The sequence below is a fragment of the Streptomyces sp. NPDC111520 genome, from assembly GCF_055635295.1.
This window is the reverse complement of the sequence record NZ_JBVKBW010000036.1, coordinates 26,287-46,964: the sequence shown is the minus strand read 5'-3', so window position 1 is coordinate 46,964 and position 20,678 is coordinate 26,287. Positions and strand designations below refer to the sequence as shown.

The window sequence follows — 20,678 nt, the reverse complement described above, 5'->3', positions numbered from 1 at the left end:
ACCGGCTCGCATCAGCCGGCACCACATCCCACCCCATGCCCACTCCAACGAGCCTCCTGCCCACCCGTCACGACAAAGACCGTTGCAGTACTAGGACTTGTCCGGGCGATCATGTGCGGAGCCAGATGAGGAGGGCTGCTGCGGTGGCGGTGCCGAGGTAGACGTAGCCGCGCTTGTCGTAGCGGGTGGCCACGGCCCGGTGCTGCTTGAGCCGGTTGATGGCCCGTTCGATGGTGTTGCGCTTCTTGTATCGCTCTTCGTCGAAGCCAGGTGGTCGTCCGCCGTGTGAGCCTTTGCGTCGGCGGGCGGCCTGGCTGTCGGTCTTCTCCGGGATGGTGTGCCGGATGCCGCGGCGCCGCAGGTAGGCGCGGATGATTCTGTTGCTGTAGGCCTTGTCCGCCGCAAGGCTGTCGGGCGTCTTGCGGGGTCTGCCCAGACCGATCTTGGGGACGCGGATCTCGTCCAGCACCTGCTTGAACTGGGTGCAGTCCGCCCGTTGTCCCGGTGTGACGATCAGGGACAGCGGGCGGCATCGGCCGTCGGCGCTCAGGTGGAGTTTGCTGGTGAACCCGCCCCGCGAGCGGCCCAGGCCCTCACTTCCTGCACCACCTCCACCAGGCGGGCGTGCAGGCTCTGCCACGCTGTTTCGTCCTGGTGTTCTGCCTGCTCGGCCCCCTTTGAGGCAGGAACGGGTGGTGGATCGGTGCGGGCGCCGGCCGCGTGCTGATGTGCGCGGACGATGGTGGAGTCCACCGAGATGTCCCAGTCGATCTCACCCGCGGCATCGGCAGAAGCCTGGACCTGCTGCAGCAGACGTTCCCACGTTCCGTCGGCCGACCACAGTCGGTGCCGTTCGTAGACGGTTTTCCATGGCCCGAACCGTTCCGGCAGGTCACGCCACTGCACGCCCGTCCGCACCCGGTGCAGAATCCCGTCGATGACCTGCCGGTGATCCCTCCACCGGTCACAACGCCTATTGCTGACCGGCAGGAAGGGCCGCAGCCGTTCCCACTCCGCGTCACTCAGATCGCCCCGCCCCATGTCCACATCAACGACCCGAACACCAAGTAGTCACATGATCGACAGGACAAGTCCTAGCAGGTTCGGACGCTGGACCGACAGCACGCCTTGATCTGCCTCGGTCACGCGGCCCAGTTGCGAGACGCGTTGCCTGTCGCCGACGAGCAGTTGCTATCCCGAAGTGCGTTCGCTGCGGTGGAGACCCGCAGGGGCCGCTCCATCGTCGGACTTATGACCCGGGCGGACCGGGGTTGGGTGTGGCCCGGACGCGGCATTCGCACGTGGATGAGGGACGCCAACGCCGGACCGACAGCTCCTTCGTGACTGTCGCGACGTGGACGCCGCCGCCGGCGGCGCGAACGCTCGCCGCCTGGCAGGGATGGCGGCCATGAACCTCCTGTGCCACCTGGCGAGCCCGGGATGTCCGGGGCGGGCGTTGGAGGGTGGGCCGCGGCGGTCAGGCCCGGGCTCGTGAGTGCCGGTCTACGCGTACCTCCGGCCCCGAGGCCTTTTGGCCAACTATCGCAAATCCGCACGGGTGTGGCGCCGACTGGGACACCCTGTGCGCGATGTACTGGGGCGCGCCTGAGAGGCACCGCCGGTCAAGTCCCCTCAGGCGATGCCGGGGACGGCCGCAGGGACGCCAGGTGTGTGCGGTCCGCGGAGACACGCAGTTCGAAGCCTGAGGGGATTTTCTTCCCCGGGTTACCCTTCACCGCCACTGCGGTCGCCTGAGCGGAGAAATCGCCCTTCACGGGAAGCATCGGCGTGTACTTGGTCTGCCCCCACCGCACCTCCGCGCTTTGCCGGCGCGTCGGCGAGGCACTGATCGCCACGGTGTCGCCCGGCTGCGCCCCGGTCAGCTTGGCCCACGCTGCATCGCACTTCGGGCCGAACCGGATCTCCAGGTGCATCGTGCTCACCCAGTCATCCCGCAGTGTCAGCGCGCCCGCACCACAGCCGGTCTTCTCGGGGTCCAACCCCTCACACGCCGCCCCCGTGCAGCTGGGTGCAGCCGCCGACGAGGATCTCCCGGGCTGTTCGGGAGCGGATTCGCCGTCCTCGGGGGGTAACAGCGCGGTGAGAGCGAACGTCACGACGACGCCGACCACGGTCACGATGACAGAGCCGACCAGGGTCTCGGGTCCGTGGCACCGAACCCAGGAACGTTGGTCGGTTTCCCCGGCCGCCCCCTGGGCCGCCGGGGCTGGTTGCTCTGCCTCGCCTGTGGATGGAGCCCGGCTCTCCTCCTGCATGGCCACCCCCAGATCCTCCACGCCGGATGGTGAATCTTCCCGTGCAAACGCCCGCCTATCCTCACCACCCGCTGACTGCCCCAACAAGCGCACAATCCTCACAGCAGCGAACTACAGCAACCCCAGCAAGCGACCATGACCGGCAGCGTCCCTTTAGGACGACAGCGCGACCGAAATGACCGTACTGACCGACCCGTATGGAGCTGCAGATCAGAAGGTCGGCGCCGGCATCCAGCAGGCGGGTCAAGGCCTCACGGTCGTCCATCTCCACGGCCAGACGCGGGAGGCATGTCGCCCGATTCGTCGCCGTCAGCCGTCAGGGTGTCCAGCGGGAGGCTCCACGGCCGCCCCTTGCCCACCGCGTCCGCACCCGCGCGACGCAGTACAGTCACCAGCTTGCCGAACAGGCCAGTGTGGAGTGACGAGGCACGGATGCGAGTGGCGCAGCTGTTGACGGGGCTACTGGCCACGGAAGGCACGGAGATCGTTTACGGGGCAAGCTTTAGCGTACGGCCCCCCAGACGTCCGGAATGATTCGACAAAGTTTAGCAGCCTTCATCTTCCAGATGTCTTTCTTCCGTCAACTCGCCCTCGGAATTGAAAAATTTAACGGAAATCCTTTCGCCGACAGGGTAGATGACAAGGGCAACGCCCCACGGGGAAGTTCGGCCATATCCCACGCCAAGGGTAGATGTCCAGGTGAACCCTGAGATTCCCTGGTCGCACCAAAATTCAGAACAGCACACGACGCGCATGCCGAAATCCGTGGACACCTGGTCCGCGTGTCGACCATCTTCGAAAACGCCACCCCGACTGAAGGAATCTCTGTCGAATTCGGCGAGATGGGGTGCCGTACCTCCGGATAGAGAGTTGGTGCCGTGCCAGATTCCCCCCGTCAACGAGGCGAACATAGTGTAACTGCGGTAATCTCCCAGCTCCCCTGTGCAATTGGCGAGCATAACAGCGGCGATCTTGTCGTACGTAATGGATCCGATCACGCGATAGTCTTCCCTCGGCGCCTCACCTACCGGAAGAAGAAGACCTCCTTCGTTTAGATGTTGAATCCCGGCACTGGATGGACTGTCGTCATGCACTGCATACCCTCGCGAATAGGCGAATTGAAAAAATTTCAAAGCTGAGCAGCCGGCCGCCGGAAAGAGTCGATCCGGTGACCGACTGCAGGTCACAGGTTTGATCGTCCAGGCGGCCCCAGGTCAGCGGACCCCAGATCACTTGGGCGTCTGTGACCCGAGGGGTTTTCCATACGCGGAGCAGCCGCGGTGGCACATGTAGCGCTGCCAGACCTACGCCGCCGTTGATGAGGCCGCGGATCATGCGCGCACCGAATGGGAGCCGTTCCACACCCCGGCACGCGCATCCGCGGCCGCTCCTCGGTCCATCACCCACCCCGGCCAGGGCAGGGATGGCCCCACGCTCTCGGGCGGCCGCTCCCATCGACTGCTGTGTCCGGGCAAGCCGGGCGGCCGCCCTTCTCACAGCACCGGGGCAGTTGGTCGCGGCGCGCCTGAGGGCAGGCCGGTTGTCATTCCTTTGTTTTGGTGGCTGTGACGGGTGGTGTGTGCAGGTTCAAGCGGGTGGGGATGAGGGCTGCGGTGTAGGCGAGGACCGCGGTGGTGCCGGTGATGGCCAGGTAGGTGAGGGGGGGGACGTGCGGGGCGGGTGTCCCGGTGAGGGCGTAGGAGACGAGGATCAGTGGCAGTGCGGCGGCTGCGGTGCCCAGGCCGGCGCCGGTGAGGACGACGGCTGTGGTTTCCCAGCGCACCATGCGGCGTACCTGTGCGGGGGTGCTGCCTGCCAGCCGTAGCAGGGCGAATTCGCGGCGGCGGACGGCGGTGTTCATGGCGAGTGTGTTCACCACGGTGATGCCGGTGTAGATGATCACCATGCCGGCCAGGAGGTAGTTCACCCACGCGGTTGCCTGCTGTTCCTTCAGCCGGTCGTGGTGGGCGAGCCGGTCTCGGACGGTGGTGCCGGGGTACTGCCCGGCGAGTGTGGCCAGGTCCGACGCGAGGCGGGTGCCGGGCACGTCGGGGGTACCGCGGACCAGGACGGTTTCGTCCATGGCCGCGGTGGTGTGGGGGAGCAGCTGCTCGTGGGCGAGGGTGAGGTCAGCGAAGCCCAGGCCGCGCCCGTAGATGGCGATGACCTTGGCTTTCAAGGGTGTGCCGTCGCCCAGGCGCAGTTCGGCGGTGTCGCCGAGACCGAGACCCAGCCAGGAGGCGGTGGTGGCGCTGACGGCGACGGTCCCTGGCCGAAGGCGTGCGGTGCTGCCCTGCTGGACGTCCAGGTCGAGGGTGTCGCGCAGGCCCTGCGGCGTGACGCCTTGGGTGGTCAGGGAGATCGCCGACTCGCTGCCTAGCTGTCTGCTCTTGGCGACGGCTTTGGACCGTACCAGGGCGGTGGCGGTCTTCACCGAGGGTATGTGGCGCGCCCGCTGCGCGAGTTCGGGCGGCAGACCGTGCGGTGAGGTAAGGACGTGGTCGGCGAGGGTGGCGGCGCGGGTCTGCCGGGTGGCGGCATCCAGCGCGGTGGTCTGGGCGAACACGACGGTGGAGGCGAAGGACACGGCCAGGACCAGTGGCGTGATGACCCCGGCCAGCCGGACGGCATTGGCCCGGGTGTTGGCCGCCGCCAGGTGGCCGGTTGCCGGTGACAGGCGCAGCAGCGGGCCCAGCAGTCGCATGGCCGTGCGGGCGACGGCCGGGCCGAGCACGGCGAGAGTGATGACCAGCAGCAGGACGAGGGTGTTGGCCAAGTTGGCGAGCGTGGCCACGTCGCCGCGCTGGCTGAGGCCGGTGGCGAAGATGGCCAGCGAGCATGCCAGCAGCACCGCTCCGGTGATCGCGCGGCCCCGGCCGAGGGAGGGGCGTTCGACCGCGGCCTCGCCCAGTGCCTGGGCCGGGCGGATACGGCTGGTGCGGCGGGAGGCGGACAGGGCTGCCACGAGGGCGGTGAGCACGGTGATCAGCAGTGCGCCGGCCGCGGGGAGTGGGCCGGTCACCGGCTCGAAGTCGGGCGGGACGATGCCGTGGCCCGCGAAGCGGTTGCGAATCCAGTGCGTCACCACGTGAGCCAGGGGCCAGCCAAGGATGCTGGCGGCCAGTGCGAGGACAGTGGCCTCGGCGGCGATCATGCGCCGTACCTGGCCAGGGGTGGCGCCGACCGCGCGCAGGAGGGCCGCCTCGCGTTTGCGGTGCCGTACCGACACCCCGAGGGTGCTCGCGGCGACGAGGACGGCGACGAGGAAGACCGTGCCGGCGAAGGAACCCGCCAGCAGGGTCAGGGTCGATCCGGTCGTGGCGACGTCGGTGAACTCCGCCCGGCTGCGCCCATCGCCGGTGCGCACTGACAGCGACGGGTCGTCCAGCGCGGTGGCGATGCGGGCGGCCAAGTCGCCGGCGGACGGTCCTGACCGGGTGGCGGGGATGCCGAAGGCGTCCACGGTGCCGGGGTGCCCGGCCAGTTGCCGGGCTGCGGTGTCGGTGAAGAACACCACGGACTGGCGGGCCAGATTGACGCCCGGGCCTGGTTCCACGATGCCCGCGACACGGTATTGCTCGGGAGCTGATCGGGTCATCAGGGTCACGGTGTCCCCGGTACGGGCCCCGTAGCGACCGGCCAGGTCCCGGTCCAGGACGACGTCGCGGGCGTCGCGTGGGGGGTGTCCGGCGGTCAGGGTGAAGGGTGCCAGGAGGGCACCGGACCAGTTGTGTCCCTGCGGGGACGGGCCGTGGTCGGCCGCCTTGCCGCCGCCGCTGCTATGGGTGATGCGGGTGGGGAAGCCGATGTCGGCCACGACGCCTGACGCGCCGGGCACGGCTGCGATCCGGTCGCGCAGCCGCTCCGGCACGTGGACGCGTTCGGTCAGCGGCTGGGAGGCGGTACGGTCCTTGCCTCCGGCGGGGTGGACGGTGATGTCGGCGCGGTCGCGGCCGGAGACGACGACTGACGTCCCGGCGTAGCGTTCAGCGGGTGGGGTGCTGCGCAGCCCGGACTCCAGCAGGACGCCGCAGGTGCCGAGGATCGTTGCGGCCAGCAGCAGGGCGATGAAGGTGCCGGTGAAGCTCCCGGCGCGGGTGCGCAGGGTGCGCAGTGCGATGAGCGTCATCAGGCGGCGCTCCGCAGCAGGGACAGGTGCCGGGTCACCGCGTCGGCGCTCGGCGCCGCCAGGTGCCCGGCGATCCGCCCGCCGGATAGGAAGAGCGCGGCGTCGGTGTGCGCGGCGGCGAGGGGGTCGTGCGTCACCATGACCACGGTCTGCCCGAGGTCGGTCACCACCGTCCGCAGCAGGTCGAGGATGTCGCGTGCGGTGTCCGGGTCCAGCGCACCGGTCGGCTCGTCCGCGAAGATCACGTCGGGCCGGGTCACCAGGGCCCGCGCGATCGCGACCCGCTGCTGCTGGCCGCCGGACAGTTCGGAGGGCCGGCGCTTCATACGGTCGACAAGGCCCACGCGCGTGGTGATCTCCGTCAGCCAGGCGCGGTCCGGGCGCCGCCCCGCCAGGCGCAGCGGCAGCGTGATGTTCTGCCCGACGGTCAGCGACGGCAGCAGGTTGAACGCCTGGAAGACGAAGCCCACCCGTTCGCGGCGCAGCCTGGCCAGTTGGGTCTCGTTCATCCGGGCCAGGTCTGCGGTACCCAAGCGCACGGTGCCCGCCGTGGGCCGGTCCAGCCCGGCGGCGCAGTGCAGCAGGGTGCTCTTGCCGGATCCCGAAGGACCCATGACCGCGGTGAACGTCCCGCGTGCGAACGCCGCGCTGACGTCGTGCAGGGCATGCACGGCCCGGGCTCCTCGCCCGTAGGTCCGGGTGACCTTGTCCAGATGGACGGCGGTCTCGGGTGCCGGTCCGGGAGCGGGGCCCGCGGCCCGGATCAGGGCACTCACCGTGCCTGCCCGCGCGTTCCCGCCGCGGTCACCAGCGACCACAGCCCGCGCGTGACCTTGACGGCGCCCGCCCCGTCCGGGGGGGACACCGCCCAGGCCTGCCGGGGCGTGAACGCGCGGGGGGTGTCTGGGAAAAGCCTGTGGTGCATGGTGACGTTCCTTGTGTCGGTGTTCGTCCTGCGGTCGCCGGTGGTCGGTTCGGGGCGGGCTGGGCGCGGTGCCCGGCCCACATCGCCGGCCTGGGACGGGCAGCAGGCTGGCAGGGGGGCGGACAGCGCCAGGTGCGGGGTGCGCTCATCGGCATCTGCTGCGGCACGGTTCGCGTGCGTTGCACCTTCATCGCGCAGCACACGGGCCTGCGCTGTGATGGACGTCGGCAGGCCCGCAAGGCCCAGGGTCTGCCGCCCGTCCGCAGCCGGATGCGGACGGGCGGCCGGGGGTGGGTTTGCGGGCCTGCCGGCGTCGTGGGACCGCTCAGGGGACGCAGGTACTCACGCCGGGTCGGATACCCCGCCGGGCGTCGTGACCGGGTGTGGTGCCCTGGGCGGGGAGCTCGTGGAAGGGGCCGGGCATGTCACTGCTTGCCGGGGACCAGCAGTACGGCGATTTGCGTGGCGTGTATGACCGCATCGGTGATCCGCGGCGAGAACCATGCCCCCAGACGGGTACGCGGGTGCGGGCCGAGAACGATCAAGTCGGCGTCGTACCTGCGAGCGGCGTCGGCGATGGTCTTCGCGACGTCGGACAGGAGGCCGTCGACGAGCTCGCCGTCGGCCTGGACGCCACTTCGGCGCACCGTTGCCACGGCGTCGTCGAGGACCCTGTGGGCGGTCGTGTCGTCCTCCATGTCGACGACGGTGTCGTAGACGACGTCCGAGGGGTCGACGTGCAAGACGCGGACCGACGCGGCGGTGAGGGCGGCCAGTTCGGTGGCGGTCAGGACCAAGCGGTCGTCGGCGTTGCTGTTGTCGACGGCGACCATGATGCGGCGGTACATACGGGAACTCCTCGTTCGGGTTCGGCGGTCAACGGCCCGGGGCGGCCTGGACGGCCGGTGCGGCGCTCTGGTCGTGGTGCGGCTGGGCGATGTGGGTTCGCTCGCGCTGGACCAAGGCGACGGCGGCGGAGACGGCGAGCAGGATCACCGACAGCCACAGCCCCTTGGCGATGCCGCCGGAGGAATCGGACATCATGCCGGAGATCAGCGGGCCGACCGCCTGGCCGACGCTGAACGCGACCGTCAGCAGGGCGATGCCCGAGGTCCAAGCGTGCGGGGGCAGCATCCGCCGGGCGATGACGGTCACCGCAGTGGGGCCGGCCATGAAGCTGCCGCCGAAGATCACCGCCGAGATGATCGCGGCGATCTGGCCGTGCCACAGCAGGACAGGCAGCACACCGACCAGCACCACTACGGAGACCGCCGCCGGGGCCAGGCCGCCCCTCAGTCGGCCGATCACTCGGCCCCAGACCAGCAACGTCGCTGCGGCCGAGGCAACGCCGAGCACGATGAAGAACGCTGCGGTGGACCAGGTCCCCATGCCCTGGCTGTGCAGCAAGGCGATGACGAACGTCATGTACGAGACGTAGCCGGCGCCGAACAGCACGTACCAGGCGAAGACCGGGGTCAGAAACCGCAGGTTCGCATGCTCCCTGTGGGCCGCTGCTGCGGGGGCGGCCGGGACACGCCGTGACGCCCACGCTGCCGGACCGGTGGCGAGCAATGCCAGGACGCCCATGAGTAGCCATCCACCCTGCCAGCCGGAGGCACCCCAAGCGGTCAGTGCCGAGGGCACCACGACACCCGACAGGACGACGCCGATACCGACGCCGGCCATGTAGGTGCCGACCATCATGGCCGAGCGGGCCTGTTTGCCGCCGGTGTGGACCCGCGAGGCGAGCGCGGAGCCGACGACGAAAGTCGCCGCGGTGGCTAGACCGCCGACGAAGCGGAACACCGACAGCGCGGCGAAGCCTCCGGTGGTGGCCGAGGCCAGCAGCGCCGCAGCACTGATCACCATGCCCCACACGAAGACCCGGCGGGCGCCGAACCGGCGCGACCACCAGGCCGCGCTGCCCGCACCGAGAATGTAACCCAGGGCGTTGGCGGTGTTCATGGCCCCGGCGGCCGCGTAACTCCAGTTCAGCGTCTCGCGCATGGCGGGCAGGAGCAGCGCGTACGCGAACCGGGTGAAGCCGAGCGCCACCACTGGCCCGGCCGCCAGGCCGAGCGCGATGAGTGGTTCGGGTACCGCTGCCCGTGTCCGGGCCGTGGTCTGGGTCATTGCACACTCTCCCGTGGAACGAAGGGGGACGTAGAGCCCTGCCGCGACTGACACCCGGCGGCAGGGGGCGCGAGGAGCGCCTGATGGGGGCTTCAACCCGTCCCCCGTACGGGCCGATACCTACCGAAGGGGACCACTGACCCTCGAAACAGGCCATCGCGGTGCTGGGGGCAGCACCGGGGGCAGCGGGGGTGCGCTGGGCAGCCGGGAGCGGATGGCACCGAAGGCCACTGCTGTGGCCAGTGGCGCCAGGGCGTACACCCACAGCCACCGTGTGTCGCCGGACAGCAGTTGCGGGCCGAACTGCCGGGCCGGGTTGAAACTGCCGCCGGCCCAGGTGCCGGTCAGCCAGATCAGCACCGTGACGACCGCACCGGCCACCACCGGGACACGCCAGGACGGGCCAGGCCGGGCGGAGACGAAGGTGACTGCGTCCAGCAGTAGCGCGGTGGCCGCGGCTTCGGCTGCGAACACAACTACGGCAGGGATCCCTTCGGCCGCCCTGACAGCTGCGAAACCTGCCTCTGGCCCGGCCAGCGCAGGCCCCCATACCCCCCGCCCCGCCGCGACGCCCACCACGGATCCGGCCAGTTGTGCCGTCGCGTAGCCAGCCAGATCGCGGCCGGGTAGGGCTCCCATCAGCCAAAACGCAACGGAGACGGCGGGATTCATGTGCGCACCCGAACGCGACCCGAACGGCGAGGCGATCAGCAGCGCCACGGTTGCACCGCTGACGACGCCGCCCACCACCACACGCCCGCTGCCTGCAGGGACCGCTTGAGCGAGCGGACTTGCCGGGTCGGCCAGCCACCGGAACAAGGTTGCCATGACGAAGAGCAAAACGGTGGTCGCTGCGAACTCGGCCAGCCATGCCCGCCACGTCGGCCGGTGCGCCCCGCTGGTCCCGGGTCCCTCCTGGCCCGGTAGCGGCGCTGCCACGTCGGGGGCCTCCTGCGTGTCCGGCGCCGTTGCGCCCATGCCGTTCCTCCTGGCGATGTGTGACCAGGCGGGGCCCGTTTACCGGGGCGGGCCCCGCCGGGAGCCGACCGCTCCTTCAACGATCCGCCCCGCATTTGCAGGGCCGTTGCACGAGCCGCCTGATGCGCGGTCTGCAAGTCCCGTGCAAATGCGGCCGTCAGCCTGGAAGCGGGTCAGCGACCCCACGAACGAAGCGGCGGCCGCGACCGGCCCGCCGTGCGGGAGGAACAGATGAACGACGACGTCCTGCACCGGCTCACCGACCACGGCGTTGCGGTCTGGCTGGACCACCTCGACCGCCGGGACCTGGACTCCGGGAAGCTCGAGCAGCAGATCACGGGCCGCCGGGTCACCGGCGTCACCACCAACCCGACGATCTTCCGCAACGCCATGGACGGCAACGACGCCTACAAGGCGCAGCTGGGCGAACTGGCGCGGCGCGGCGCGGACGTCGACGGAGCGTTGCTGACGGTCACCACCACTGACGTCCGTCGCGCCTGCGACCTGCTGATGCCGGTCTACCGGCGTACCGCGGGCAGCGATGGCCACGTGTCGATCGAAGTCGACCCGCGGCTCGCCCACGACGCGGCGGCCACCGTCGCGCAGGCGCAGGAACTGCGGATCCGCGTGGACCGGCCCAACGTCCTGGTCAAGATCCCGGCGACCGCAGCAGGGCTGGAGGCCCTCACTCGCGCCACCGCGCTCGGTATCAGCGTCAACATGACCCTGCTGTTCAGCCTCACCCGCTACCAGGACGTACTGCACGCCTACGCGCGCGGCCTGCGCGCTGCCCTGGCAGGCGGCCTCGACCTGGGAGGCATTGCCTCTGTCGCGTCCTTCTTCGTCTCCCGCCTCGACACCGCCACCGACGCGCGGCTCGCCACCCTCGGCGGCCCCCAGGCCGCCGCCCTGCAAGGACAAGTCGCACTCGCCAGTGCCCGCTTGGCCTACCGGATCTACGAGCAGGAGATGGCCTGCGAACACTGGCAGCGGCTGCAGGCACTGGGCGCCCGGCCACAAAAGCCGCTGTGGGCCAGCACCGGCACCAAGAACCCCGCGTATGACGACACCCGCTACGTCACCGGCCTGGTGGCACCCGGCACGGTCAGCACCATGCCGCAGGCGACCTTGGACGCGGTCGCCGACCACGCGGTCATCAACCACGACCTGCGCGACCTGTACGGCGAGTCGGTGATCGTGCTGCGCAAGCTGGCTGCCGCGGGAATCGACTACGACCAGGTGACCCGCGAGCTGGAGGAACAGGGCCTGCGGCAGTTCACCGACGCCTGGCTGGACGTGCGCAAGACCGTCCGCGGCGCACTGGAGGAAGTCCGCTGACGGGAAACCCCCGGTGGCCCGATCCGTGGGAAGTGGGTCCCACCGGCCGGTGGCGCGCACGCCCCGCACGACCGACCGTTGGGCGCGGGCGGCCACGTCCCGCCGTCCGCACGCATACAGGAAGCCCTCCTATGCCATCCCTGACCAGCGCACTCGCCCAGGCCCGCGCCGCCGGCCCGATCCGCCTGCGGTTGATCGGCCCTCTGGAGCTGACCGACCCGTCAGCCGAACGCAGGCCCACGATCCCCCGGGGCAGGGCCGTCCTGCTGCTGGCCCTGCTCGCCGTCCGCCGCAACCGGGTGGTCGCCCTGGGCGAGATCACCGAAGTCCTGTGGCCGCAGGACCAGCCCCCCGCAGCGGAGCAGACCGTCGCCTCACTGATCAGCCGGCTACGCAGGATCACCGGTCCCTGCCTGGAGCGCGTGGGTTCGGGCTACCGTCTGGACACCACCGCCTGGCAGGTCGACCTGGATGAGGCAACCCGGCTGACCCAGGTCGCCGAACGTCACCTGGGCGCGGGGGAGACATCCCTCGCTGACGTCGCCGTGCGCCGCGCGCTCGACCTGCTGACCACCGGCCAGCCACTGGAGGAATTCCCCGCCCCGGAGTGGACCGAGGAACTGGTCCGTGCCGTCGACCGGCAACTGCGCCGCACCCGCGAGGCCGCCTGGCTCGCCGCCGCCCGCCTCGGCGACCATCGTCGCTGCGCCGACGTGGCTGGCACCGCCATCGCTGTCGACCCCTACGACGAACCTGCCTGGCGGGCACTGATGGCCGCGCAGTACGGCCAAGGATCGGCCGGTGCGGCACTGCGCACCTTCGACCGGCTCCGCCACCGGCTCCGCGCCGACCTGGGCACCGACCCCGATGCACGGACCACCGCCCTGCACGAGGCGATACTGCGCGGGGGCCAGACGATGTGCCTGCTGGCCCGCCCACCGATCCGGCCCGGCCCGGCCGCTGCTGTGCCGTCCGGCCGGCTGGCAGGACGCGAGGCCGAATTGCTGCAGTTGCACAAGGCCTGGCGTATCGCCCTCGCCGGACGCCCGGCCGGGGTCGTCGTTCAAGGCGCGCCGGGCATGGGCAAGACCGCCCTGATGGCGGCGTTCAGCCGGCACGTGGAAGACCATGGCGCCCTCGCACTGACCGCCACACACCCCGCACCCAGCCAGGCACCCCACGACGGCGCGCTGGTCACCGCCGTACGCGACTACTGCCTGATCGCCCCGCCGCAGGAAGTCCGTGCTGCCGCGGCCGGTCTCGAACGTCCCCTGCGCGCGCTGCTGCCCGAGCTCGATGTCCTGCTCGACGACGGCTGCCGCGCCGCCGGCTCCCCTCACGTACCCGCCCCGGCCCCGGCTCTCGACGCGGTCGCGACATTCATCTGGCGTATCTCCGCCCACCGCCCGGTCCTACTCGCCCTCGACGACGCCCAGCACGCCGACCAGGCAAGTCTGGACGCTATCGGACGCGCCGCTGCCACCGCCGACCTGCCCCACCGCATCATGGTGCTGCTCACCGTCGGCACCGAACACGGCGAGCAGGACACCACCACGCTGCTGCCCGGCGAGTTCACCCAACACCTGAGCCTGCAACCGCTCCCCGTGACCGACGTCAGGGAACTGGCCCGCCGCCGCGGACTGTCCAGCGTTGCGGACCAAGTGCACCGGCTCACCGGCGGGCGCCCCGGCCTGGTCACCGAAACCTTGCGCGCGGCCGCCACTGGCGCCGACCTCACCGCACGCGAGCAACTACCGGCCGCCCCTGTACAGGCCGCCCTCGCCCTGGTGGACCGAGCCGGGCACCAGACCGCGAAGTTCCTGCGCTACGCAGCACTCCTGGGTCCCCGGTTCCACCCGGGTGACGCCATCGAAATCAGCGGCATAGACGAACGGGACGCCGCCGCACACGTGGAGACCGCACTGCGAGCTCGGCTGCTCACAGCCGACGGCGACGAACTCCTCTTCGACACACCCCTGGTGCACACCGCGCTGACAACCGCCGTACCGGCGCCGGTCAGGGCCGTACTGCATGCCTCACGCACGACCCGCGGATGTGCCCACTGCGGCGCACCCCCGGCCCGGCTCGTGGGCTGACGGCTCACCAGGCGGCGGCCGGCGTGGAGAACACCTCGGGCATCACGTTCCACGCCAGCACGGCGCGCCTGCCGTTCCAGTCACCCATCACACTGACCGAGACCGTGGCCTGGGTCAGCCGCGGCACGACGGCTGGCGGCAGGCCCAGCCAGCGGGTGGCCATCAGCCTGATGAGGTTGCCGTGCGAGACGAGGACGACGTCACCGCCGACCTCGACGTCCCGTGCGAGCCCCGCCAGGACCCGCTCCGCCCGGGCGGTCACCTCGCGCAGGCACTCGCCGTGGCAGTCCGCCGAACGCAACGCGTGATTCCACAGACCGTGCCTGCACGGTGCCACCTCGCAGTCCTCCTCGACGCGTGCACCATCGTGCCCTGCTCGGCGCTCCCGCTGCGTAGCTCCACTCGGCCAACTCTGGGTCGATGTCCGGCATCAGCCCGGCGAGCCGCGCCGTTGCGCGGGCACGCGCGGCGGGGCTGCACAGCATCCGCACCCAGTGGCGGCCGGCCAGGTGCGGGCGCAAGCCACGTGCCTGGCACTGCCCGGCGGCGTTCAGCGGCGGATCCTGCGGCCCGTCGTAGTAGCGCCGCCCGCCATTCCAGTCGGTCTCGGCGTGCCGCGCCAGGATCAGCTGCCCGGCCATGCCCTCTTCCTCTCTGCTTCCTCACGGCCCGGCCTGCACCGGCGGGTCACCGCCCGCTCGGGCCCGGCGCGCCGTGCCGGGCCCGATCCCACCCGCAGCACGCCGAGTTCGAACACCCCGAAGGTCACGGCCAGCAGGCCGAGGGCGACGGGCGTGATCAGCTGATCCAGCTGCGCCGTGGGCGAGGCGGCCTCGCGTGCGGTATGCGGGTCGCTGGCCATGGATGGCAGGACGGCACAGAGCACGGTGATCCCCAGCACCGGCAGCAGCCGGCGCAGCAATCGCATCGCCCGGCCGAGTACACGGCGGCGGCTGCGGTGCCGTGCGGCACAGCCCATGACTCTCCTTGAGCACCAGGGGCGGGCAGTACCGGCCGGAACCACCCGATACCACGATCCGCCATCGGTTTGCACCGCCCTTGCGCTGCACGGAAAACCCCGATCAGGCCCCCGTGCCCTGGTCCAGCAGCCGGGTCAACCCGGTCAGCTCCAGCACACGGCGTACCGGAGCCGAAACCGCCGCAAGGGTGAAGCAGCGGCCCTGACGTTCGGCGAGGGCCGCAGCCGACACCAGGGGCCGCAGACCCGAGCAGTCGACGAACCGCACGTTCCGCAAATCCACGCTGATGTGCTCACCTCGCTCCGCGCAGCCCTGCAGCACCCGGTAAAGCCGGGGCGCCCCAGCCACATCGAGCTCGCCGCACACCTGCAGCAGTACATGCCCCCGGTCACGCTGCGCAGCGATCGTCACGAGCGCATCGGGACGAATCGGCTGCCCAGGCGGCAGATCCGACGGGTCCGACATCAGGTGCGGGACGGTGACCGGGGTCATGACGGGACTTCTTTCGACAGTAAGCCGCAGGTAACGCGGTGATGAGGGCGGAATCTGCGCTCGCGCACGGCCAGTTGGATCCACAATCCGTTCTGGACTGCCGCAGGCCATCAGTCCGGCGAGCTAATCTCCTGATGCTCCGCAGGGATGACACGCCGGTGCTCTCCGCCCGTGGAGCGGCCCTGTCCGGTGCGCGAGGGCCAGAACGCCCGGTGCCCCACCAGGGCTGTCAGCGCCGGTATCAGCAGCCACGACGTGACGAAGGTGGCCAGGACAACCCCCATGGCCACCGGCAGCCCGACAGACGCCGTGGAGCTGCTGAAGCCCAGGACGCCGAAGCTGGCAGCCAAGATGATCCCGGCGGCCGCGACCGACGGGCCGGCGTGGGTGACCGCGTAGCGGGCCGCCTCCCGAGGACTCGCCCCGCGCAACAGTTCCTCGCGGAGCCGGGCGATCATCAAAATGTTGTAGTCGGTACCGATCGACGCGACGAACAGGTAGACGATCAGCGGCACGGTGAAGGTGACCCCCGGCTTGTGCTGCAGGTGCTGGAACAGCAGCACCGCCGAGCCGAGCGTCGCCGCGAAGCCCAGGCCGACCGCCGCCATCAGATACAGCGGGGCGAGCACCGCCCGCAGCGTGACCAGCAGGATCACCCCGATCGCCACCGCGGCGATCGGGATGATCAGCCGCAGGTCGTGGCTCACGACCTTGCTGGTGTCGGCGTACGCCGCGGTCAGGCCCCCCACGGCGACAGAGGTGCCGGGCGGGGCCAAGGCCCGGGCCTTGGGCGCAAGCACCTCGTCGTGCACCCGCAGCGCCTGGGTGCCAGTCGGGTTGATGACCAGCGCCATGTCGATCTGCGCCACCCTGGCGTCGTCGGACACCCGCACGACACGGGCATCGCCCACGTCCGGCAGGTGCGCCAGCCGGGCCGTGTACGGTGCGAGCCGGCCGGCGGTGAGCGTGCCCTTCTCGGCGGTCACCATTACCTGCGTCGGAGTGAGCACGCCCTCGGGGAACGCCGACTTCAGCTCGGCATAGCCCTGGGCGGCGTGGCTTCCCTTCTGGTACGGAGACTGGTCGTAGTCGGCCTTGTAGCCGAAGGCGAACGAGGCCAGCGCCGCCAGCAGCAGCGTCGCGGCACCCGCCACGGCCGCCGGGCGCCGCGCCACGAGATCAGCTACCGGCCCCGTCACACGCAGCGCAGGCGCGCGCCGCCAGGACGCCCTGCGCGACAGCCGCTTGCCCAGGACCGTGAAGAGGGCGGGAACCAGCGTCAGCGACGCCAGCAGCATCACCAGGACGGACACTCCCAGCGCCGGGCCCAGCACCCTAAAGTCCGGCATCTGCGAGGCGAGCAGCGCCACAAAGGACACCGCGACCGCCAAAGCCGAGGAGACCACCGCTTCGCCCACCCTGCCCACGCCGCCGGCCATCGCGCCGCGGTGACCGGCTCCGGTGCGCAGCCGCTCGCGGTAGCGGTAGAGCAGGAAGATGATGTAGTCCGTGCCCACGCCGAAGAGCACCACCGGCAGCAGTTCGGTGGCCGTCTTGCCGACCTCCACACCGGCGAGGTGGGCACCGATGGTGAGCAGCCCGGTCACGCCGAAACCGACCAAGGCGATCGTTACCAAGCTCAGGACCGCGATCAGCAGACTCCGAAACAGCGCGATCAGCAGCACGAACACCACGGCGATCATGGCGTACATGACGATGGCGCTCATCCGGGCGTCATCGGCCATTGCCGCGGCCTCACCCGTCAGGTGGCCCCGCAGCGGGGTGCTCTCGGTCGCCTTGGTGACGTCCCGGTCCAGGTCGGTCGCTGCCTTCTGCGCCCGCTGATCGTCCGCAGGCTTGTCGAACACGGCCTGGGCCAGCAGCACCGTGCGGTCCGGCGACAGCTGACCCGGCCCGGTGGTGACACGGACAGCAGCCGGGTGCGTACGCTGCGCGGCGTTGCGGTCCAGCTGCTCCACCAGCCGCTTCGCGCTCGCCACATCGGCCCGGCTCAACGGACGGTCGTCGGCCCGGGTCAGGACCAGGGTGGCCGTGCCCCGGTCATCGGGCTTGCCGAAAGCCCGGTCGGCGATGTGCTGGGCCCTGGCCGACTCGTACTCGGCGGGCAGGCCGCTGCTCTGACGTGTGTCGTTGGTGTCGTTCCAGTGATGGGCGCCGGCATAACCGACGCCCACACCGGTCAGGGCCAGCAGCACCGCCGCCCAGGCGAGGATGACGAGGACGGGCCGCCGGGTGACGGCACCGCCAAGACGATCGAACACGGAAGTTCCCTTCGCGGGGCCAAAGACGGCTCCCGCACCCCGCGGCAGCCACTGCGTCCAGCCTTCGGCCGCCTCAGCGCCAAACGGTCGGCCGGGAAGCGGAACTCGCCGCTCATCATGGCGGGGGAGGGCGGTACGGCTCTCGGCCTCGGGAACGAGGACTGCACCCCCGCCACGGGCGGTCGGCTCATTCGCACGGATGACACCGCTACGGACGACACCGCCGCAGATATCTCGCGATCACGGCCGAGGGTGGCGCCGACCGGCCCGGTCTACCGTGGATCTATGACCTTCTTCGACACGATCGCCAGGCGTAAAGTGCCCAGCGCCGTGGTAGACACGGCGCTCGCGGTCATGCTCGCGCTGGGATCCCTGTCGACGACGGTCACCACCTTGACGCGACCCGGAGCACCGGGGGCCCCCGCCCTCGGGATCGTGCTCGCGCTCCTCACCGGCCTGCCCTTGATCGTGCACCGCCGGTGGCCGGTTCCCGTACTCGTGGTAGTTGCGCTCGCGGCCGCGGCCCTGCAGGGTATGGCCTACATACCCCAGCCGGTTGGCGCGCACGGCGTGTCGATCGGGCCTGTCCACCTGGCCGTGGCCGCGACGGTGTTCCTGACCGCGCTGCGCGTGTGCCGGTCGTGCTCCTTCATGCTGCTGGCGGGGGTGGTCCTGGCCACCAGCCTGGCCGAGATCGAGCTGGCCCCGGGATACCGGGCCTCCGCAGCGGTCACGATGAACGTCCTGCTGGTCGCGGCATGGGCGCTGGGCGAACTCGCCCGAGCCCGGCGTGCGATCGCTGCGGACATCGTGGAGCGTGCCGCCGCCGCCGAGCGGGAGAAGGCCGCCAATGCGCGGGCCGCGGTAGCCCAAGAACGCGCCCGGATCGCCCGCGAACTGCACGACATCGTCGCGCACAACGTCAGCTTGATGGTCGTGCAGACCATCGCCGCCGACCGCGTGCTGGACCGCGACCCCGACAAGGCCCGCGAGCTTCACGCAGGTGTGGAGCAGACCGGCAGGGCCACCGTGGTGGAATTGCGCCGACTGTTGGATGTCCTGCGCACCGACGAGGACGCCGAACCCGCCCGGCGTCCTCCGCAGCCGCACATCGACGAGATCCCCGCACTCGTGGCGGCAGTCGGCGACGCGGGCCTGCGCGTGGAGTCCACCACCCTGGGCACCCCCCGCCCGCTGCCCGCCGGAACCGAGCTCACGGTCTACCGCGTAGTGCAGGAGGCGCTGACCAACACCCTCAAACACGCCGGACACACCCGCGCCGCGCTCACCCTTAACTGGCAGCCCCAGGAACTCATCGTCACCGTCACCGACGACGGCCGCGGAGCGGACACCGGCCTCGCAACGGCCGCGCAGGCGGCCGGCGGCCACGGACTGGTCGGCATGCGCGAGCGGATCTCAGCCGTCGGCGGCCGGCTGGACATCGGCCCACGCGCAGGCGGCGGCTTCTGCGTCCAGGCCATCGTCCCCGCCCCAGGACCGGAACAAAGCGCCGAAACCGAGGAAGGAACGGTGCAGCATGACGCCGATACGCGTGCTGCTCGTCGATGACCAGCCGATGATCCGCACCGGGTTCCGGTTCATCCTGGAGGCCGAGCCGGATCTCAACGTCGTCGGCGAGTCAGGCGACGGGTCAGCCGCCGTCGAGGACGCCCGAGCCCTGCAGCCCGACGTCGTCCTGATGGACATCCGCATGCCCAGGATGGACGGCGTCGAGGCCACCCGCACGATCGTGGGATCGGGGCTCGCCGCCAAAGTCATCATCCTCACCACCTTCGATCTCGACGAACACGTCGTCGACGCGCTGCGCGCCGGCGCCAGCGGCTTCCTCGTCAAAGACGGACCGGCCGCCTCCCTCATCGACGCCATCCGCGTCGTCGCCTCCGGCGAAGCCGTGATCGCCCCGCGCGTCACCCGCCGCCTCCTTGACCGCTTCGCCCGCCTCGACGACCGGCCCCACAGCACACCGCCCAGCCTGAACCGGCTGACCGGCCGCGAACTGGACGTGCTGCGGGCCCTCACCCGGGGCCTGTCGAACGCCGAGATCGCCGCCGAACTCGTCGTCAGCGAAGCCACCGTGAAGACCCACGTCGCCCACATCCTGGAGAAATTCGACCTCCGCGACCGCGTCCAAGCCGTCATTCTCGCCTACGACGCCGGCCTGGTGGCCCCCACAGCCGAACGTTGACTGGCCTCAGGGCCCCCGCGCAGGCAACCTCAACGGCCGGGTGCACCGGCTTCTTCGTCACCGCACAGCCGGTAGGTGCACGGCCCGGGAACGCGCAGGCAGCACCGCAGCAGTCGGTGCACGCCCGCGCCGGCCACTGCCCCGATCACCGGGGCGAGCAGATAGACCCACAACAACCCCATCTCGCCGGCGAACACAGCCGGACCCAACTGCCGCGAGGGGTTCACCGAGGCACCACTGTGCTCGCTCAGCACCGCGATAATGACCGCCGTCACAGCCCCGACAGCGTAGGGCAGCAACCGGCTCAAGGACGGACGCGCCAGGAAGAACCCCACCAACACCACCACCACGACCAGGCACACGCACTCGGCAGCGGCGACCCCCCAAGTACTCCACGCCGCCCCCGGGCGCACCGCCGCATACCGCACAGACGCACCGGACAACACCGGCCCCCACACCACCCGCCCCAACGCGGTCCCCGCCACCGACCCCGCAAGCTGCGCACACGCGTAAGCCGCCACCCACCGCCCGGGAAACACCCCCATCAGCCACAACGCCACGCTGATCGCCGGATTCATATGAGCACCCGAACGGCGCCCCGGCGGCGACTTGATCAGCACCACCAGCACGATCCCGATGAACAACCCATTGGCAGCCGCCGCCCCTGCCGCATCAGCGACGACCAACGGCGAGTCGGCCACCACCAGCCAACGGACACCGGTGACGGCACAGAACACCAGGACCGTCGTCAGCCCGAACTCGATGACGACATCCAACCATCTCGGACGCGGATCCTGCTCCCGCGCACCAGCGGACGTCTCAGCAGCACCCATGGCAGCTCCC

The 20,678-nt window shown here is 70.6% G+C and carries 15 protein-coding genes and 4 pseudogenes; 4 read left to right on the top strand and 15 right to left on the bottom strand.

Annotated elements, in window-relative coordinates:
• Positions 1-109: 109 nt before the first annotated feature.
• The 9 genes and pseudogenes from ACZ7MY_RS41510 to ACZ7MY_RS41470 all read right to left on the bottom strand — a co-directional run bounded on the left by ACZ7MY_RS41510 (position 110) and on the right by ACZ7MY_RS41470 (position 10,441).
• Positions 110-1,041: pseudogene (locus tag ACZ7MY_RS41510) on the bottom strand (IS5 family transposase).
• Between the two features lie 581 nt (positions 1,042-1,622).
• A complete protein-coding gene (locus ACZ7MY_RS41505; protein ID WP_499611206.1) occupies positions 1,623-2,132 on the bottom strand; it encodes a DUF2690 domain-containing protein in 510 nt (169 codons plus the stop codon).
• 467 nt (positions 2,133-2,599) lie between these two features.
• A pseudogene (locus tag ACZ7MY_RS41500) lies at positions 2,600-2,710 on the bottom strand (IS5/IS1182 family transposase); the annotation flags it as partial.
• Positions 2,711-2,821: 111 nt separating this feature from the next.
• Positions 2,822-3,274, bottom strand: a complete 453-nt coding sequence (locus tag ACZ7MY_RS41495) for a hypothetical protein (protein ID WP_499611203.1) — start codon at positions 3,272-3,274, stop codon at positions 2,822-2,824.
• 545 nt (positions 3,275-3,819) lie between these two features.
• A complete protein-coding gene (locus ACZ7MY_RS41490) occupies positions 3,820-6,405 on the bottom strand; it encodes an ABC transporter permease (RefSeq protein WP_499611201.1) in 2,586 nt (861 codons plus the stop codon).
• On the bottom strand, positions 6,405-7,076 hold the full coding sequence (locus tag ACZ7MY_RS41485; RefSeq protein ID WP_499611198.1) for an ABC transporter ATP-binding protein: 672 nt from the start codon (positions 7,074-7,076) through the stop codon (positions 6,405-6,407). Before ACZ7MY_RS41485 ends, ACZ7MY_RS41490 begins: the two co-directional genes overlap by 1 nt.
• Before the next feature lie 679 nt (positions 7,077-7,755).
• On the bottom strand, positions 7,756-8,178 hold the full coding sequence (locus ACZ7MY_RS41480; RefSeq protein ID WP_499611195.1) for a universal stress protein: 423 nt from the start codon (positions 8,176-8,178) through the stop codon (positions 7,756-7,758).
• A gap of 28 nt (positions 8,179-8,206) precedes the next feature.
• Positions 8,207-9,463 carry a YbfB/YjiJ family MFS transporter gene (locus ACZ7MY_RS41475; RefSeq protein ID WP_499611192.1) on the bottom strand — a complete coding sequence of 419 codons (1,257 nt, stop codon included), beginning with the start codon at positions 9,461-9,463 and terminating at the stop codon, positions 8,207-8,209.
• Between the two features lie 120 nt (positions 9,464-9,583).
• Positions 9,584-10,441, bottom strand: coding sequence for an aquaporin (locus ACZ7MY_RS41470; RefSeq protein ID WP_499611190.1), 858 nt, complete (start codon positions 10,439-10,441; stop codon positions 9,584-9,586).
• A gap of 231 nt (positions 10,442-10,672) precedes the next feature.
• On the opposite strand from ACZ7MY_RS41470, the gene tal reads away from it, so the two are divergent.
• Both tal and ACZ7MY_RS41460 read left to right on the top strand, forming a co-directional pair.
• A complete protein-coding gene (gene tal, locus ACZ7MY_RS41465) occupies positions 10,673-11,779 on the top strand; it encodes a transaldolase (RefSeq protein WP_499611188.1) in 1,107 nt (368 codons plus the stop codon).
• A 131-nt stretch (positions 11,780-11,910) separates the two neighbouring features.
• Entirely contained in the window at positions 11,911-13,875 is a 1,965-nt protein-coding gene (locus ACZ7MY_RS41460) for an ATP-binding protein (RefSeq protein ID WP_499611187.1), read from the top strand.
• Between the two features lie 4 nt (positions 13,876-13,879).
• Here the strand turns inward: ACZ7MY_RS41460 and ACZ7MY_RS41455 are convergent.
• The 5 genes and pseudogenes from ACZ7MY_RS41455 to ACZ7MY_RS41435 form a co-directional block, all read right to left on the bottom strand.
• Positions 13,880-14,227: pseudogene (locus ACZ7MY_RS41455) on the bottom strand (histidine phosphatase family protein); the annotation flags it as partial.
• Positions 14,228-14,327: 100 nt separating this feature from the next.
• Positions 14,328-14,516 (bottom strand): annotated as a pseudogene (locus ACZ7MY_RS41450) (histidine phosphatase family protein); the annotation flags it as partial.
• Positions 14,501-14,854 carry a hypothetical protein gene (locus tag ACZ7MY_RS41445; RefSeq protein ID WP_499611184.1) on the bottom strand — a complete coding sequence of 118 codons (354 nt, stop codon included), beginning with the start codon at positions 14,852-14,854 and terminating at the stop codon, positions 14,501-14,503. The pseudogene ACZ7MY_RS41450 and the gene ACZ7MY_RS41445, both read right to left, overlap by 16 nt.
• 103 nt (positions 14,855-14,957) lie before the next feature.
• Positions 14,958-15,347, bottom strand: coding sequence for an STAS domain-containing protein (locus ACZ7MY_RS41440; RefSeq protein ID WP_499611182.1), 390 nt, complete (start codon positions 15,345-15,347; stop codon positions 14,958-14,960).
• A 110-nt stretch (positions 15,348-15,457) separates the two neighbouring features.
• Entirely contained in the window at positions 15,458-17,563 is a 2,106-nt protein-coding gene (locus ACZ7MY_RS41435; protein WP_499611179.1) for an MMPL family transporter, read from the bottom strand.
• Between the two features lie 351 nt (positions 17,564-17,914).
• Between ACZ7MY_RS41435 and ACZ7MY_RS41430 the strand changes: the two genes are divergently transcribed.
• Together ACZ7MY_RS41430 and ACZ7MY_RS41425 are read left to right on the top strand one after the other, a co-directional pair.
• The gene (locus tag ACZ7MY_RS41430; RefSeq protein WP_499611177.1) at positions 17,915-19,198 is read left to right on the top strand and encodes a sensor histidine kinase; all 1,284 of its coding nucleotides are present in this window, start codon (positions 17,915-17,917) and stop codon (positions 19,196-19,198) included.
• A complete protein-coding gene (locus ACZ7MY_RS41425; RefSeq protein ID WP_499611174.1) occupies positions 19,167-19,835 on the top strand; it encodes a response regulator in 669 nt (222 codons plus the stop codon). Before ACZ7MY_RS41430 ends, ACZ7MY_RS41425 begins: the two co-directional genes overlap by 32 nt.
• A gap of 29 nt (positions 19,836-19,864) precedes the next feature.
• On the opposite strand, the gene ACZ7MY_RS41420 is transcribed toward ACZ7MY_RS41425, so the two are convergent.
• Positions 19,865-20,668 (bottom strand): MIP/aquaporin family protein, encoded by an 804-nt coding sequence (locus ACZ7MY_RS41420; protein WP_499611171.1) that lies wholly within the window; start codon positions 20,666-20,668, stop codon positions 19,865-19,867.
• Positions 20,669-20,678 lie beyond the last annotated feature (10 nt).